The 15,670-nt window shown below is 39.6% G+C and carries 15 protein-coding genes and 1 riboswitch; of the genes, 5 read left to right on the forward strand and 10 right to left on the reverse strand.

Annotated elements, in window-relative coordinates:
- A partial coding sequence (locus SCALIN_RS22335; protein ID WP_162532340.1) for a hypothetical protein occupies positions 1-444 on the forward strand: 444 nt, incomplete at its 5' end.
- 350 nt (positions 445-794) lie between these two features.
- Here the strand turns inward: SCALIN_RS22335 and SCALIN_RS14455 are convergent.
- Positions 795-1,217, reverse strand: coding sequence for a hypothetical protein (locus tag SCALIN_RS14455; protein ID WP_096895161.1), 423 nt, complete (start codon positions 1,215-1,217; stop codon positions 795-797).
- A 345-nt stretch (positions 1,218-1,562) separates the two neighbouring features.
- Positions 1,563-3,143 (reverse strand): outer membrane beta-barrel protein, encoded by a 1,581-nt coding sequence (locus SCALIN_RS14460; RefSeq protein WP_096895172.1) that lies wholly within the window; start codon positions 3,141-3,143, stop codon positions 1,563-1,565.
- Between the two features lie 913 nt (positions 3,144-4,056).
- On the opposite strand from SCALIN_RS14460, the gene SCALIN_RS14465 reads away from it, so the two are divergent.
- Positions 4,057-4,779: an endonuclease V gene (locus SCALIN_RS14465; RefSeq protein WP_096895173.1), complete on the forward strand. Its 723-nt coding sequence runs from the start codon at positions 4,057-4,059 to the stop codon at positions 4,777-4,779.
- Between the two features lie 36 nt (positions 4,780-4,815).
- On the opposite strand, the gene SCALIN_RS14470 is transcribed toward SCALIN_RS14465, so the two are convergent.
- Positions 4,816-5,181, reverse strand: a complete 366-nt coding sequence (locus SCALIN_RS14470) for a hypothetical protein (RefSeq protein ID WP_096895174.1) — start codon at positions 5,179-5,181, stop codon at positions 4,816-4,818.
- Positions 5,182-5,373: 192 nt separating this feature from the next.
- Between SCALIN_RS14470 and SCALIN_RS14475 the strand changes: the two genes are divergently transcribed.
- Positions 5,374-6,057 carry an NAD(P)H-hydrate epimerase gene (locus SCALIN_RS14475; RefSeq protein WP_096895175.1) on the forward strand — a complete coding sequence of 228 codons (684 nt, stop codon included), beginning with the start codon at positions 5,374-5,376 and terminating at the stop codon, positions 6,055-6,057.
- 10 nt (positions 6,058-6,067) lie between these two features.
- On the opposite strand, the gene SCALIN_RS14480 is transcribed toward SCALIN_RS14475, so the two are convergent.
- The 7 genes from SCALIN_RS14480 to SCALIN_RS22340 all read right to left on the reverse strand — a co-directional run bounded on the left by SCALIN_RS14480 (position 6,068) and on the right by SCALIN_RS22340 (position 13,373).
- Positions 6,068-6,466: an LUC7 domain-containing protein gene (locus SCALIN_RS14480; protein WP_096895176.1), complete on the reverse strand. Its 399-nt coding sequence runs from the start codon at positions 6,464-6,466 to the stop codon at positions 6,068-6,070.
- Positions 6,467-6,491: 25 nt separating this feature from the next.
- Positions 6,492-6,782: a MoaD/ThiS family protein gene (locus SCALIN_RS14485; protein WP_096895177.1), complete on the reverse strand. Its 291-nt coding sequence runs from the start codon at positions 6,780-6,782 to the stop codon at positions 6,492-6,494.
- 111 nt (positions 6,783-6,893) lie between these two features.
- On the reverse strand, positions 6,894-8,138 hold the full coding sequence (gene thrC / locus SCALIN_RS14490) for a threonine synthase (RefSeq protein WP_096895178.1): 1,245 nt from the start codon (positions 8,136-8,138) through the stop codon (positions 6,894-6,896).
- 71 nt (positions 8,139-8,209) lie between these two features.
- Positions 8,210-8,318, reverse strand: a riboswitch (SAM riboswitch).
- Positions 8,319-8,395: 77 nt separating this feature from the next.
- The gene (locus SCALIN_RS14495; RefSeq protein ID WP_096895179.1) at positions 8,396-9,742 is read right to left on the reverse strand and encodes a DUF1015 domain-containing protein; all 1,347 of its coding nucleotides are present in this window, start codon (positions 9,740-9,742) and stop codon (positions 8,396-8,398) included.
- Between the two features lie 97 nt (positions 9,743-9,839).
- Entirely contained in the window at positions 9,840-11,939 is a 2,100-nt protein-coding gene (gene pta, locus SCALIN_RS14500) for a phosphate acetyltransferase (RefSeq protein WP_096895180.1), read from the reverse strand.
- Between the two features lie 20 nt (positions 11,940-11,959).
- Positions 11,960-13,177, reverse strand: a complete 1,218-nt coding sequence (locus SCALIN_RS14505; RefSeq protein WP_096895181.1) for an acetate/propionate family kinase — start codon at positions 13,175-13,177, stop codon at positions 11,960-11,962.
- 55 nt (positions 13,178-13,232) lie between these two features.
- Complete coding sequence (locus SCALIN_RS22340) at positions 13,233-13,373, reverse strand: hypothetical protein (protein WP_162532341.1); 141 nt, start codon at positions 13,371-13,373, stop codon at positions 13,233-13,235.
- A gap of 581 nt (positions 13,374-13,954) precedes the next feature.
- Here SCALIN_RS22340 and SCALIN_RS14510 point away from each other — a divergent pair.
- Both SCALIN_RS14510 and SCALIN_RS14515 read left to right on the forward strand, forming a co-directional pair.
- A complete protein-coding gene (locus SCALIN_RS14510) occupies positions 13,955-14,341 on the forward strand; it encodes a peptide chain release factor family protein (RefSeq protein WP_096895182.1) in 387 nt (128 codons plus the stop codon).
- 71 nt (positions 14,342-14,412) lie between these two features.
- A complete protein-coding gene (locus tag SCALIN_RS14515) occupies positions 14,413-15,417 on the forward strand; it encodes a GNA1162 family protein (protein WP_096895183.1) in 1,005 nt (334 codons plus the stop codon).
- Positions 15,418-15,670: the final 253 nt, after the last annotated feature.

Below are 15,670 nucleotides of genomic sequence, written 5' to 3' on the forward strand. Positions count from 1 at the left end.
GTGCTGGAGATTGTGGACTCTTTAGACAACCTTGAGGGGCGGGTCAGGCATGAGCTTATGCATGTGGCTGACCAGTTAAACGAGAAGTTCCAACATAAAGAAAGTCTTGTTCCACCAGAAGGGACCGGTGCATTCAGAAGGTATAAATACCTGTGGAATGTATATATAGACAGTCGCCTTATAAAGAGCGGTAACCCTTCCTACGATACTCAGGATGCCAGAGAAAAGGAGATAGCTGAGTGCTATCCAGAGCTGAGTGAAGATCTCAGGAAAAAATGTTTTGATTTTCTCTGGGGAATTGAGAGCATTGATTTCGAGCAGATTTCAGCAATGAGTTACGATCTATTTTCAACGTTTGATGAGCTTCGGTCTCTCGCCGAATCGCATGGAGAAAAGCAGGTTACGTTTGAGACAATGGAGGAGCTGAAAAACTACGGAAATTAGAAAGCCCCATTTGAAGGGGGAATAGATAGACAGGTAGTATGTTTTTCACTTTATTGCACATGTGAAAATGTATATCTGGTTGGCAAGCTGCTTTGCAAGCTGATAAGCACTATTGACTTAAAACTTTCGTTAACACTATGACGAATGGACTAGAGAGAAACTTTATGCTGTCAATTTTTCAGGCAACTGCAAATTTACTATAAATTTTCTGCAATCAACAGAAAAATTGTTATAATCACCGGCATATCCATTCAGCTACAAAGAATTAGTTGCACAAACAGACCCTTCCAAAAACATTCTAACCCAGATGACGCTGGTTTTTAATGCACAAGTTTAATCAATTTGCAAATTTATAGGATTCCCGCATGTTTAAGCGCATCTGCCACCTTCTCATCCTTTATTGCCAACTCTTTCAGCACTCGCTCTATCTTATCTTCCCGCTCCTCAAGCTCTCTGTTTTTTTTTACCGCAGGCGCAAGAGTTGTTCTCCTGTCCCACAGTACAAAGCTGAAAATGGCAAAGATTCCTGCAAGAACCACATATGTAAGATTTCTTAAATCGGCGATATCGCCCTGAAGCTCACCTCTTAAGTTGGCGATATCCCCTTTAAGCTCACTTCTTAAATCATCAATCCTTTTGTTGATTGCCTTCTGCCATTCATCAAGCCTGATCAGCATCTCCCTGTCTTGCCGTATAAAAGACGCGTCACTGGCATACCCGACGCACGAGAAACTTAATATCGACAGCATTGCGATTAAAATTACTTTCTTCATCGATTAATAGCACCTTCCAATCTCGGAGTTCCATATTCGTACTTAAAGAATAGTATCAAAGATTTTAATCAATTTGTCAAGATGAAAGATTTATGCTTAGTGTTGAGTCTACAAAAAAGCTTTTTTATATGAAAATTGGTGTGGAAATACGAGTCTAAATACAAAAACCCAAGCCAAAACGGGGGAGGAAATGTTTTGACCTGGGTTTCTACACAAACTTTAAAATTTGCGCAGCATAAAAAATACATCATACATCAAAAACTTAGTTCTTGATAATTCTCCGCCTGTCAATTGGTAAAGGTTATTATGGCAGACGGAGATAATAAAAACAGTAACCAATTAACATTAAAATACGTATTCTGTGCCAAAAGCAAGTACGATTTCATCGTCATTAGTAAATTCGCCATCAGCACCATGTACCAGGCCCATACCGGCTTCCTCTTGAGCGTCTGAAACATTGTACTTGTTATACCTGATTTCAGGTCTCAGCAGAAGGTTATTCGCAATGGTAATATTATGCGTATATGTTATTGAATACATTGAATGACCAAAGCCCTTTGCGCCGTCATCGTCATCAAAATATTCATACCTGAGAGCACCCTGCTGATTATCAGTGAAATCATACATTGCATAGTATACCATCGCCCACCAGTGAGCGCTGCTGCCTGCGCTATTGTCTGCAGCAAGAGTTGCTGAGCCATCATCAAAACCATTCTCCTTAGCACGACCGTGGTCCCAGTTAAACCCAAGGCTTAACTTATCAACCTGTGGTAATGCATAGGTCATTACCACATCGTACATAAATACATTTTGACTGGAATTACTGCCATTAAAGCCCCCAGAGCCATCCATAGATGTTTCCGGTCCGTTTATTGCGGCTAGGGAGATGAAGAAATCGTCATTAGGCTGGTAAGAAAGGTAAGCTCCGTATGACTTTCCCTCATTGTTATCTATATAAGTATCCCATCCATTAACATAGTAAAGTTTTAATCCCCATTTGTCACTAGGAAGAAATTCAGTTACATCAAAACTTACACCCATGTGTGTAAATGGTATCGCATTATTGTAAACCATACCGTGCGTATAATTTGGGTTACCAATGTTTTCTACCAACTCATAGCCAATCCAGGTATACATTTTTCCCATGGTAATTGGAAGTTTCTTTCCAAGTACCGGCGCATTCCAGGTAATATTTGCTACTGCTAAAGAAAATCTATCGTTTGTACCTGAATCATTAGCACCAGAAACAGAAGCATCAAGAGAGGCATCATGAGAGTGTGCTAAAGTGGTGCCTGTTCTGCCTGCTGCTGTGCCTCCAAGCGTAGTAGTTGCTGCAGAAGCGGCATCATCATTTCCAGGGCCAAAGAAAGTAATACCTTGTGTCAATTCGCCCATATATATATGAGCCTGCCAGCCTATCGGGTGTTCGTCGGTTGCTTCCTTGTCAAAAAACATTGCAAAGTTTTGTAGCGAAAATGTGTTGTCATCATTTTCACCTATGAAGTTTACCTTACGATTTGCATTCCTGTTAGAAACATTTTCACCGGAGTTTCTCAGGTTATACATGAAATTGGTATCGATAAAACCACCAACGGTTACACCTTTGAACAAACCGCTTAAAATTGCAGAGCCTGCCATTGCCTCATTAACTGCGGAAGAGATATCTTCGCTCATTATTTCAGCCCTGATTTCGTCTTTGAAATCAGCCGTTATGACATCTCTCAGGCCAATTGTTGCCTCTTGTATATCAGCCTTTGTTTCGCTTTTAAGTTCGGCCATTAACTCTTGCTTGAGTTCTGCCTTTAATTCTTCTCTAAGTTCAGCTTTCAGCGCTTCCATATCTATACTCTGCGCAAAAGAGACACTGCCTAACATCAAAACTGCGAACATTGGCAGCAACAAATAAAATTTGATTTTAGCTATCATTCATTTACCTCCCCATAACATAATAAAAAATTAAAATTCTATAATTTTCCAGCATGCATAAACGGACGCTACACACCAGAAAATACACATACATATAAAGGCTTTAAATACTTTCAATATACTAAAACGGCTGATATCGTCTGACGCAAACTGGCTAATATCAACTGCAATCATACCTAACTACTGCGTACAATGGTCGTTATTTAATCAAAATAAAAAGTAAAGTCAAGAAAAAAATCATGCCACCGGCAAGTCCTATCAGGCTTCCGGAGGGGAAAACATGGACAATTAAATGATTAGTATTATAATATGCTGAATCAATTTAACGTTGCCGATGGCCATGAATTACAAGACATTTTTAATTTGCAAAGCAGCCCATTTTAAGTCACGAGTAGTAAGAATAAGCGCAATAATAGTGCCAAAGCATGTATGTTTTCAATAAAGAAATATTTCAAGTATTGTAATTAGCAACTCTTAATTCTTTAAACGAGGTCATTGTACCCGAAAAAGGTCCTTATTATCTAGGGCTTCCGACTTGGTCGTCCATACAATAGATAGCCAGAGTTTCCGTACAAATATTTATTATACTTTTTTTCTGTTTTAAAACAAAAACAAACTGTATATGGGTAAATAAATTGTCAAATATGCGCCAGTTATAATTAAAATTAGTATACTATTCGAATCATCCAAATATTATTTCTGTATATATAAATTTATTAAGTGATTGAATAAATAAGGATTATGACATGGTGTATATATCATGAACCCTTTAAACTGCTTTCTCTTTTTCTGAAGTGTCAGATTTTTGATGAAAAGCCAATAAAATAAAAACCGTCAAACTTCAGCCTATATATTATATTAATTATAGATTTATCATAAAATTGTTTGTTCAAAGGGTATATAATCCATTATTATGAAATATCAGAAACTTCATCCATGGAACGTAGACTATAAAAGGGCAGCCGAGATCCAGGGGAGATTAGAGAAGAGCATTGTTTTAATATGTGCGGCAAAAAACTTTAAAATTATTGCCGGGGCAGATGTTTCTTATTTACCCACACGCACCATCCGGGAAGGTAAACGCAGTTCGACAGGTACGAAGAAGGGTAAAATGTTTTATGCGAGCGTAATGGTGTTTGAGTTAAAAACAATGGAAAGAGTTGAGGCAGTTACGGCAAGCGGCATAGTTGATTTTCCTTATATCCCCGGCTTACTGAGCTTTCGGGAGTCGCCAATTTTACTGAAAGCATTTGCAAAGATTAAATCAAACCCTGATGTGATTATATTAGACGCACAAGGCATCGCGCACCCTCGTGGAATCGGTTTGGCATCTCATATTGGGTTGCTGTTAGATAAACCAACAATCGGATGCGCAAAAACCAGGCTGATAGGTGATTATAATGAAGTGGGTGAAGAGATGGGTTGTTATTCCCCTCTTACCGTGCAGGATAAAGTTGTGGGTGCGGTGCTCAGAACGAGAAAAAACGTTAAGCCGGTTTTCGTATCTCCAGGCCACAAAATCGATTTAAAAACGTCCATTGGTCTTATTTTGAAGAGCTGTCGTGGGTGCCGACTTCCAGAGCCGATAAGACAGGCACACAACCTGGTTAAGAAAACAGCAACCGGCAAGGAGTAAAAGTGTTTTGTAAAGTGTCATATTAAGGAAAGCGCGTTAGCTACCAGAATCTTTTTCTCTCCTGGCATCTTTTTGAACTTGAGCACAGTTTTTATCTTTTTCTTTCTTGATTTTCTCTGCAACCTGAGCAACAAATTCAGGGTTTCCCTCAGCAGCAGCTTTCTTCTTCGCATCTTCCTTCATCTTTTTTACATCAAATATGTCACCCAGGCACTCTTCGGCTGCGCTACACCATACCACACAAGTAGGGGCTTTGTCTTTAAATACAGTTTCCCCGCATGTACAGTCTGCTTTCTCCTCGTCACTCCAGATCTCAATCATGCTGCCACATTTAGGGCACTTTCTTTCAAGTGGCTCGGGCACCATGGTCTTCATACTACCGGGACATCTGACTTTTGCCATTTCAGCTACCACCTATTCCTAATAATTACAAATATTCAATGTATTTATACTATATGAAATACGATATACCGTCAAGTAGTTTTTACGGTTGTGCCTGTTTATTTAAGAATTGACAGCTAAAGAAATATGTGCGAAAAATGATCTATAATTCTAATAGTTCAGTATACTGGAAATTAAGCAGAAAGGTATTTTATGGATATCACGAAAAGGGCATTAGGGCGGAATAAAATAAGAGAGATTGACCGAAAAGCAATAGATGAATATGAAATCCCCGGAATTATATTAATGGAAAACGCGGGCAGGAATGTTGCGGAAGAGGTTTTAAAGATGCTGTCCGGGATAGATAAAGCCAGGGTGGCTATATTTTGTGGAAAAGGAAATAATGGTGGTGACGGTTTTGTTATTGCTCGCCATCTTTATAATAAAGGAGTGAATGTCTCTGTCTTTTTAACAACTGAGATATCTCGTGTTCTTTCTGAAGGTGACGCCTCAACAAATCTGAAGATTCTGCTGAATATGAATTTTAAAATACGAGAGCTAAAGGAAGAGCATATTGAGGAAGTTGTAAAAACGCTTCACGATTATAATATAATTGTTGACGCAATCTTCGGGACGGGTTTAAGCGGTGAAGTAAGAGAGCCTGTAAGGACCCTGATAGAGAAAATTAATGAAACCGATATTCCTGTTGTCTCTGTTGATATACCTTCCGGTTTGGGTTGTGATGATGGTGTTGTGCTTGGGGTTGCAGTGAAAGCCGCAAAAACAGTCACATTCGTTGCTCCGAAAACCGGCTTTTTTCAAGGACAAGGTAAAGAATATACCGGAGAACTGATAGTGTCAGATATAAGTGTACCTAAGGAGTTGACTGTATCTTGATATTCTGGTTCTACCGCTTTAACAATACCCGTTCTTCAAGCACTTCCATTCGGTGGAGTATATCTGCCGTTACGGAATCCTCTCGCTTCAAACGTTCCATTTCTTTTTTGATTTCTCCTATTTCTATGTAAACAAAATCTAACCTTTTATTTGTATCGTCAATTCGTTGATTTATCCCATTAACGCTTTTGTTTGTATCGTCAATTCGTTGATTAATTGCATCAATTCTTTTGTTTATTTCGTCAATCCGCCTGCTATTACTAAGAACATTTTCATTGATCATCACCATCTGTTTTTCCAGAGCTTCTTGACGGATGCGGATCTCGTTTATCCCTTCCTGCAGTTTACTGAGTTCGGGTAAAATCAGAGTTTTGATACTATTTATAATGTTCTCTTTTATATCAGACATATGTACTCTCAAAAATATATTACTATTAGCTGGCGGCTATGCGTCCTCCTGCTATTGCCGGTACAATTGAAATCTGATCTCCATCATTGACCGGAGTCTCCTGGTTATCTTTAAACCTTATATCTTCATCATTAAGGTAGAAATTAATAAACCTTCTGATCTGTCCGTTTTCATCACAGAGACGCTCCTTAAATCCTTTGTGATTAGATTCAAGATTATCAATCACTTCTTTGATAGAGTTACCCTCTACAGTAACTTCTTCTGATCCGTTTGTTAACGACCTTAATGGTGTTGGAATTCTTACTTTAACCGGCATGACGATACCTCTTTCTTTTTAATGATATAAGTTATCTTTGGAATATTACCTTTTTTTCTTGCTAAACTCAGCGCTGCATTTTATTCAATCGCATGTGTATTGTCAAAACGTTTAAGCAGTACAAACTTCTCTTTTTTCCATAAAAGCGTTAAAACTCTCTATATTTGCGTCAATTACACACGGTTTTTCTACTTTATCCATTACCGCTTCCAACGTTTTCAGACCATTTCCGGTGATACAGATCACGATAGACTCATCTCGCGGTAATCTACCCTGATCTATAAGTTTTTTTGTTACAGCTACAGTTACGCCTCCCGCAGTCTCAGTAAAAATACCCTCAGTTGATGCCAGGAGCTTTATCCCCTCAACCAGCTCATCATCAGAAACATCTTCTGCATATCCGCCACTCTCATTGATAGCCTTTACAGAGTAATACCCGTCAGCCGGATTTCCAATTGCGATAGAATGGGCAATCGTATCCGGTATAACGGGAGCGATCACATCACTGCCTTTCTTTACAGCAGTAGAAATCGGTGAAGAACCGGAAGCCTGAGCGCCATAGAGTGATGTATTGGATTTATCGATTAATCCCAATTCTGTCATTTCCTTTACCGCTTTGCCTATTTTAATTACCAGAGAGCCGCCTGCCATAGGCACAACTACATGCTTAGGGGCCTTCCAGCCAAGCTGCTCTATGATTTCATAACCGTAAGTTTTGGAACCTTCCGCATAATACGGACGGATATTGATGTTTGCAAAAGCCCAACCATATTTATCCGCAATTTCTGAACACATCCTGTTAACACCATCATAATTACCGTCTATACCTATGACGTTTGTTCCATAAATCGATGTGCCTATAACCTTTCCCTGTTCCAAATTTGCGGGCATAAAGATATAGCTTTCAAGATTACCCTGCACTGCCTGTGCGGCAACTGAGTTTCCAAGATTACCGGTTGTGGCGCATGCAACGGTCTTAAAGCCGAGTTCTTTCGCCTTGGAAAGAGCTGCTGAAACCACTCTGTCTTTAAAAGAGAATGTGGGGAAATTTACTGAATCGTTTTTTACATATAGCTCCTCTACGCCAAGTTTTTTTGCCAGATTATCAGCCTTGACCAATGGAGTGTATCCAACCTGGGCCCCCACAGTAGGCTCACCATCAAGAGGTAAAAGTTCCTTATACCTCCACATGGTTTTCCCTCGTGATTCAATTTTTTCTCTACTTATTACTTTTTTAATTTCTTCATATTTGTAATCAACTTCCAACGGGCCGAAGCAGAAACTGCAAACATGAAGAGCCTCTTTAGGGTAATCTTTTCCGCATTCTCTACATTTAAGACCTTTAACAAAACTCATATTCATCTCCAGACATTAATAAAAAAGCCTCTTCTTAATCACAAGATAAGAAGAGGCTCTGCGACATTCTTATCTTATCTTCCCCTAACAGGTAGGAGTTAGCACCGACATCCCGGCATGCTGCCAGGATCGGTTGCTGTGGTTTCTCAGGGCCAGTCCCTCCACCACTCTTGATAAGCTCCAATTTTCGTTTAAGTATTTTAGTGAAATTCCAGTTTAAAGTCAACAATATTATGTAACACTTGGCTAATTGCCAATCACCAGGTGTCAGAAATGTGCCTGATAACCATTCCAGTCATAAGTTTAGGGTAAAAATATGTTGCCTTGGGGGGCATCTTATGTCTTTTGGTTGCAATATCTCTGATCTGACCTATTTTTGTAGGGTTAAGGAAAAAGGCGATCTGGAACTCTCCTTCGTTCACTTTTCTCACTGAATCTTCTATGCCCTGAACATATTTGACACTTTCAGATTTTGAAATATTTCTTGCCTGAATACCCAGTACCCTATCAAATATGACTCCGTGTAAAATCCCGGTATCAATAGTTTTCCATTCAGAATATTCATCTGTTAAAATCGGATCAAGAAGTTTTTTGTCACGCAGTGTCAGAATATAGAGTTTGTTTTCACTCTCACCGATGTACATTGCAATTTTATGTTTATGTGCATCTTCACTGAGTTTTTGTGTTAATGTTTCAGCCTTGCAATCACTTCCCAAATCGCTGATATCAAAAATCTCATTTAACGCATTCTTTATCTTTTCAGGATCAAGATCTAGTATATTTCTGGCCAGTCTGTGTGTTGGTAATATCTGAAGTCCCGGGTCTTCCATAGAGACGCACATCATCATGATATAGTCTGACGGAGAATCTCCGTTACTACTTTGTTCTTTATCACTGCCATTTACAAAATCTCTGTAGAAAAGTGCTGTTTCATAGCGATGGTGCCCGTCCGCAATAAACAGCGCCCGGTCTTTCATTTGTAAAATTAACTCATTAATAATTGCTTTGTCTTTTATGGGCCAGAGCGAATTTCTGACACCATAAATATCTGTAAAATCAATATCATGAGTTACACCGCTTCCCGGATCTCCTTCAGACACTTTATGCAAAAAGTTTGATATTTTACTCCCTTCGTCTTCAAAGAATGTAAACACCTGACTAAGGTTTGCGTTAGTGGCTTTCATCAAATTCATCCTGTCTTCTTTTGGCTTTGAAAGTGTATGTTCATGCGGATAAATTTCACCAGTTTCAAAATCTTCCAGTTTGACTAAAGAAATGAACCCTCTTCGTATGTACTTCTTACCAGATAATGTGAACTCTTGTGCATAGATATAAATAGCAGGCTCCGCCTCCTCTTTCAGAACCTCTTCTTTTCTCCATGTATCAAAGGATTCTCCGGATCTTGTATATTTGTTATTGGATTGATCGTCTCCGGGTAATTCTTTACTCAGGATCAGTCGTATTATGTTGTTCGGATGTAGTTTATAATAGTCATCTCTCTCATTTTCAGATATAACGTCGTAAGGAGGAGTAATCACTTTAGAAATATCTTCTATTTTATCAGGATTATATCGTAATCCCTTGAATGGTAATACCGTCGCCATATATTAGTCCTAATAAGTATTAATGATTTATAGATAAAAAAAGATTTTACCATATTAATCTTTTCTTGAGAATGGCAAAAAAATAATTATATCTATTTTATGACTGTGCCTGTATTGCGGTTATCGCTATAGTATAAAAGATGTCTTCCACGAGACATCCCCTGCTGAGATCGTTTACAGGTTTCTTTAAGCCTTGTATTATCGGGCCTATGGCAATTACGCCTGACGTCCTCTGCACCGCCTTATATGTATTGTTGCCTGTATTTAAATCAGGAAAAATAAAGACGGTCGCATTGCCGGCAACTTTGCTGTCCGGTAGTTTGATTCTGGCCACACCCGGATCAATGGCGGCATCGTATTGTATCGGGCCTTCAATAAGCAAATCGGGCCTTTTGTGCCTTACAATTTCTGTCGCCTCTCTTACCTTATTAACCTCCGGCCCCTTTCCGGATTTGCCGGTAGAATATGAGAGCATGGCAATGTACGGATCTATACCGAAATTTTCAGCAGTATCCGCGCTTGTGATGGCGATATCCGAAAGCTGCTCGGCAGTCGGCATAGGGATGATCGCGCAATCTCCGTAAACAAGCACACGGTCTTTCAGGCACATGAGGAATATACTGGAAGCATTTTTAATGTCGGGCTTTGTTTTAATTATTTCAAATGAAGGCCTGATTGTCTGCTCTGTTGTGTGGACCGCGCCGGAAACCAGCCCATCTGCATCTCCCTTATATACCATCATAGTCCCAAAATAGATTGTGTCCTGCATCCGGTCTTGCGCGTTATCCATTGTGTAATGTTTATGTTTTCTCAGTTCATAATAGGTGTTAGCATAATCCTCAAATTTTTGTGATTCTTTGGGGTTTATGATATCGATTCCGTTATCCAGTTTCAATCCTGACATGGCAACTTTTTTCATAATCAGGTCCTTGTCTCCCAGGAGTATTATATCGGCGATGTCCCTGTCCCTCGCCCACACCGCGGCTTTTAAAGTCCTGTCGTCATCACCCTCAGGAAGGACTATACATTTCTTTTCTGAGCATGCCCTCTCTAATATTTCGTATTTGAATATTTCCGGTGTCCGTTTCCTTATCTTTTCCAGTTTCAGTTTATCGTTTATCTTTTCATAATCGACATGTCTGTATACCAGGTCTTTCGCGATATCAATCTTCTGGAAATCATTTGAAGATACGTTGACCGCAAGAGAGTTGATTTTATTTGCAGCCTCTATTGTGTTGCTCCTTACACTGAAAACAGGAAATGATAAATCAGACAAAGTCCCAATTATATTCATTATATTGTCATTCGGGACAAGATCTCCTGTTAAAACAATTCCCGATATGTTTGGGCAGGAGGGGGAGATCAAGGATGTTATACAGCCAAGTAGTATCTCAGTCCTATCCCCTCCGGTAATAATAAGAGTCCCGTCATTAATGTACTTAATGGCATTTTCAAAGTGCATCGAGGCGATTATGGTTTCAACCGCAATATTAGAAAGAAAACTCTTTCCAAACAGAACTTCTGCATCAAGGCTTCTGGCGATATCGTATAAGCGTGGTTTCGGCAGGGTAATATCATGTGGGACAGTACCCAGATAATCTATTTTCCATTTTTTAAATAACTTTCTCAGCGATTTATCAACTTCTTCAAATCTTTCAGGCTCAACTTTATTGACAATAACACCCAGGAAATCACAGGACTGTTCAACAAATGACTCTCTTGCTGTTAAGAGACCGGAGGATATTTCGGCTATCGACTTTCCATATCCGTCTTCAATAAGGATTATTTCGGCATTCAGATTATTCGCGATGTCAGCATTTATATCAAATTCAAAAGCTGACTTCATCCCTAAATAGTCGGTGCCGTCAATAATAACTATGTCTTTGTCTTTTGCTATTTTTCTGTATGAGTCCTGTACTTTGTGAAAGAAATTTTCTTCATTATTATTTGTTATGTAATTATTTAACTCTTTCATGGAGACCGGGTTAATGCATTTCAATTCGTCTTCAATACAGAATGTTTCCTTTATCATTATTGATTCTTTATCGTGAGTATCTTTTGCTCTGTATTTCTGGCCTATGGGCTTGAAGTAACCGACATTTGTCACCAGGCCCCTGAAGGCATTAATTAACCCAAGGCAGATTATACTCTTCCCGGATTTTGGACCGGTAGATGCCAGGTAGATATTTTTTGCCATTCTGGTTTGTTCCTTTAACGTTAAGGTTTGTCTATAATCTGTGCCGTGTCTCTGGCTATTACCAACTCTTCATTTGTTGGCACACACAACACCCTGACTTTAGAATTCTGAGTGGTCAATTCTCCTTCTATTCCAATAGCTTTCTTGTTCTTATCTTCATCAAAGTCAATACCAAGATATTCCATGTCAGTACAACACATACTCCTTATAAGTGCGGCGTTTTCTCCGATTCCACCGGTAAAAACAATTACGTCCGCACCGTTCATTGTCGCTGAATACATACCGATATATTTCCTGATCCGGTATGAGTACATCTGTAAAGCGAGCCTTGCTCTGTCGTTTCCTTCTTGATACGCCTTAATAAGGTCCCGCATATCAGAACTGATTCCTGAAATTCCAATCAGGCCGCATTCATGGTTCATCAACATGTCACACTCATGCGGGCTGAGCCCCTCCTTCTCCATAATGAAGAGGACCATTGCGGGATCAACATCACCACATCGAGTTCCCATTATCAGCCCTTCCAAAGGCGTGAATCCCATGGATGTATCCATAGATTTACCATACTTAACCGCTGCAACACTGGCCCCGTTTCCAAGATGACACGTAATTATTTTTAATTCCTGAATGCTCTGACCAACAATCTCTGCCGCCTTGTGCGCAACATAGAAATGGCTTGTTCCGTGAAATCCGTATCGTCTGAATCTATACTTCTCATAAAATTTATAGTCAAGTGCGTAAGTATAAACATAATCTTCCATTGTCTGGTGAAAAGCAGTGTCAAATACGGCTACCTGTGGAATGCCTGGCAGCAGTTCTTTACAAACAAGTATTCCCTTCAAATTATGAGGATTGTGAAGTGGAGCGAGTTCACTACAGGCATCTATCTGCTTAATAGTATTGTCTGTTATAAGCACTGATTCCGTGAAATGCTCTGCTCCGTGGACAACTCTATGTCCTATTGCCGCGACTTCACTCTTATCACCAATAACGCCAGACTGGCTATGTGTGATGTCTTCGATAATCTCTGAAATTGCAGAATTATGATCAAGTGTATCGCACTCTCTGGTAAGGTCTTTGTCACCAAATTTGAATTTTATGAGTGATTGTGGCAGTCCGAGCCTTTCAACTATTCCACTGGCCAGAACATTCTCATCGGCCATATTAATAAGCTGAAATTTAACCGAAGAACTGCCACTGTTAATCACCAGGATGTTTAAATGACTTTTTCTTTTCATGTATTATCTGCCTCTGTTTAATTTGAGTAATCTTCCTTTCCGTTTATCCGGTTTTTTAATTTCGCGCTTCCTGCTCTGTATTGTGGTGTCGGGTTGACCTGTATTCCTGGAAAAGCAGCGGTTGGCCTGTTGCCTCAATTACATCACGCCAGAGTTCCTGGTGTGGGGCGATGCGTTTTCTGCCTGAAACTGCCATGCACTTAAACCCCTATAGCAATTTGCCTTATCGCCATAGTCACATCGCATTATTATACTTTTATTATTTGGTACGTCTATGTTAAAACCGGATAAAACGTCCAATTTTTATACATTTATAGTTAGTGGTAATTTGGGACTGTCCCCCACCCCCCCCCAGAACTTCAATGTCGGGCTGGCGAACGGATTCATCCGGGTGTGGAAACGAGCCCTACATATTCTGATCAAGAATCGCTCAGTTCAGGTTAATAGTAAATTAGTAAGAAAAAAGAGTGCTTCCCGAGAAAAAAAAGTTAGAATGATTAACAGAAATCTATGTGAAATAAGTTAGATTACTATAGAGACGAAAGACTATCCTTCGACTCCCTGTCCTTACCGGCCAAGGCGGGCGCTCACGATGACGTCACACTGGGCGAAGTCGAAGTGTTATAACATTGAATTTCCTATGCATCAAGTTAAGCATTCGGCAACTTTTTTTGGTTGATAACTTACGTAGTGTTTTCAGTATATATACAATGCGTTGCATAGACAAAACGAGTTTGTCTATGTAACCCTACAGAATCAAAGACTTTGAAATTACTAATGAAAAAATACTCAATAGATCTTAAAAATTTGAAAAGAGAGGTACGGCTGGACTATTATAAAAGCTCTGGTCCCGGCGGCCAGCACAAGAATAAGACAATGTCTTGTGTGAGGTTATATCACAAGCCTACAGGGATAAGGGTAGTCGCAACGGAATCACGTTCTCAAATTAAGAACAGAGAGCTTGCCTTTAAAAGACTCCAGGTGAAGCTAATGGAATTAAACATCGAAGAGAAAGAGCGGATCCTTACGAGAAAACCCCGCTATGTGAAGGAACAGATTCTAAAAAATAAAAAAAACGATCTGAAAAAAAACAGACCAGAAAAAGAGTTTCCGGGGATGACCCGGAATGAAGGGCTGAAATTTTTTTTTAAGACCGGAGTTTAAAGGCATTGACAGTTGTATTTTATTTAAATACAATGGATGCTTATATTTATGAACTTATAATTTAATATCTAATGAAAAGGTTTATCTCTTTTTTAAAGAACCTTAAAGGTTTAATTGTTTTAGTTTTAATTGCATTATGCACTGCGGGATGTTTCTCTCGAAACAGTGATCGAAAGACCACGGGAGACGAGCCTTTCTTTCAGGATGAAGCAGGTCTTGCTGAACATGGCAAGAAAACGACTCTGGACAGATTGTATCAGCTTGACCCGGGAGATAATGAGTTTAAAATTTCTGACAACTACTATACAGACCCTCCCAGGAAGATCGCAATTCTCCCTTTTGATAATCTGGTAGGAGGTAAATATATCCTGAACTCAGTCCCTATCCCCAGGTTTAGCAAGAAAAAGACGGATGGTTGGAACTGGACTTACGCGAACAGATTGAGAAGGTTTTTCTTTGGCCATTTTGCGTCAAGAGAATTTGTAGATATAGAGCTAATGTATATAGACGGTATGTTGCAGGAACTTGGGGTCTCAACACCCAATGAGTTATATAAGATGCCTGCCCAGGAGCTGGGCAGAATACTTGGCGCTGATGCACTGATATATGGCAAAGTGACAGAATATAAAAACTCCTATTACGCACTCTATAAACAGATCAGGATTGGATTAAGTATCAAATGTGTTTCTACGAAAGACGGCTCTCTCTTTTTTGAAGGCGAACAGGTAAGGCATGACAATGATATCCGTGTGGCAACAAACCCTCTTGATATGGTAATCGCATCGTTCCAGAATTCGATGAGCATGAGAGACGTTTACGCGGCAAGGGCCAGTGAGGAGGTAGTCCGTGAGTTAGTTTTAAGAATCCCTATTGTTAACTCATTTATTGAAGAGGAAGAAAAGCGTATTAAAGAAAGAATCAAAGAGCAACTCTCATTTCTGCCAACGTCGGATACGCCGGTATCTGATAAAGGCAATGATGGCGATACCGCCTTTCCACATGTTCATGACGATATTGAAAAACGTACACAAGCACAGACCTTCCCATCTGATACTCTTAAATATGGAGTACAGTAACCCCGTTCGGGCAGGCGTGTTACGGTATTTTAAATCATTAACTGGTTCAAATGATTTAAAATACCGTAAATCGTGTTGATTGAACCGAAACTTTTAGATTCAGGCTGCCCGCCGGAAAAACGTGTTGGTCTGGCAAGCCTGAACCAGCTACAGAATTTCAATTTCGACCTACTTCGTCGGTAAAAATAAAATAAATAAAGATAGATGGCAAAAAATTGGCCCAACAAATTGATACAAGTGCATGTTTGGATTG

The sequence above is a fragment of the Candidatus Scalindua japonica genome, assembly GCF_002443295.1.
GTDB lineage: Bacteria > Planctomycetota > Brocadiia > Brocadiales > Scalinduaceae > Scalindua > Scalindua japonica.

Coding starts and splice junctions, on each gene's coding strand:
- SCALIN_RS14480 (WP_096895176.1), bottom strand. CDS start 6,466: ATGTCTGATATAAAAGAGAACATTATAAATAGTATCAAAACTCTGATT.
- SCALIN_RS14510 (WP_096895182.1), top strand. CDS start 13,955: ATGAAAAAATACTCAATAGATCTTAAAAATTTGAAAAGAGAGGTACGG.
- SCALIN_RS14505 (WP_096895181.1), bottom strand. CDS start 13,177: ATGAAAAGAAAAAGTCATTTAAACATCCTGGTGATTAACAGTGGCAGT.
- SCALIN_RS14485 (WP_096895177.1), bottom strand. CDS start 6,782: ATGCCGGTTAAAGTAAGAATTCCAACACCATTAAGGTCGTTAACAAAC.
- SCALIN_RS14470 (WP_096895174.1), bottom strand. CDS start 5,181: ATGGCAAAAGTCAGATGTCCCGGTAGTATGAAGACCATGGTGCCCGAG.
- SCALIN_RS14455 (WP_096895161.1), bottom strand. CDS start 1,217: ATGAAGAAAGTAATTTTAATCGCAATGCTGTCGATATTAAGTTTCTCG.
- SCALIN_RS22340 (WP_162532341.1), bottom strand. CDS start 13,373: ATGGCAGTTTCAGGCAGAAAACGCATCGCCCCACACCAGGAACTCTGG.
- SCALIN_RS14495 (WP_096895179.1), bottom strand. CDS start 9,742: ATGGCGACGGTATTACCATTCAAGGGATTACGATATAATCCTGATAAA.
- SCALIN_RS14515 (WP_096895183.1), top strand. CDS start 14,413: ATGAAAAGGTTTATCTCTTTTTTAAAGAACCTTAAAGGTTTAATTGTT.
- pta (WP_096895180.1), bottom strand. CDS start 11,939: ATGGCAAAAAATATCTACCTGGCATCTACCGGTCCAAAATCCGGGAAG.
- thrC (WP_096895178.1), bottom strand. CDS start 8,138: ATGAGTTTTGTTAAAGGTCTTAAATGTAGAGAATGCGGAAAAGATTAC.
- SCALIN_RS14465 (WP_096895173.1), top strand. CDS start 4,057: ATGAAATATCAGAAACTTCATCCATGGAACGTAGACTATAAAAGGGCA.
- SCALIN_RS14460 (WP_096895172.1), bottom strand. CDS start 3,143: ATGATAGCTAAAATCAAATTTTATTTGTTGCTGCCAATGTTCGCAGTT.
- SCALIN_RS14475 (WP_096895175.1), top strand. CDS start 5,374: ATGGATATCACGAAAAGGGCATTAGGGCGGAATAAAATAAGAGAGATT.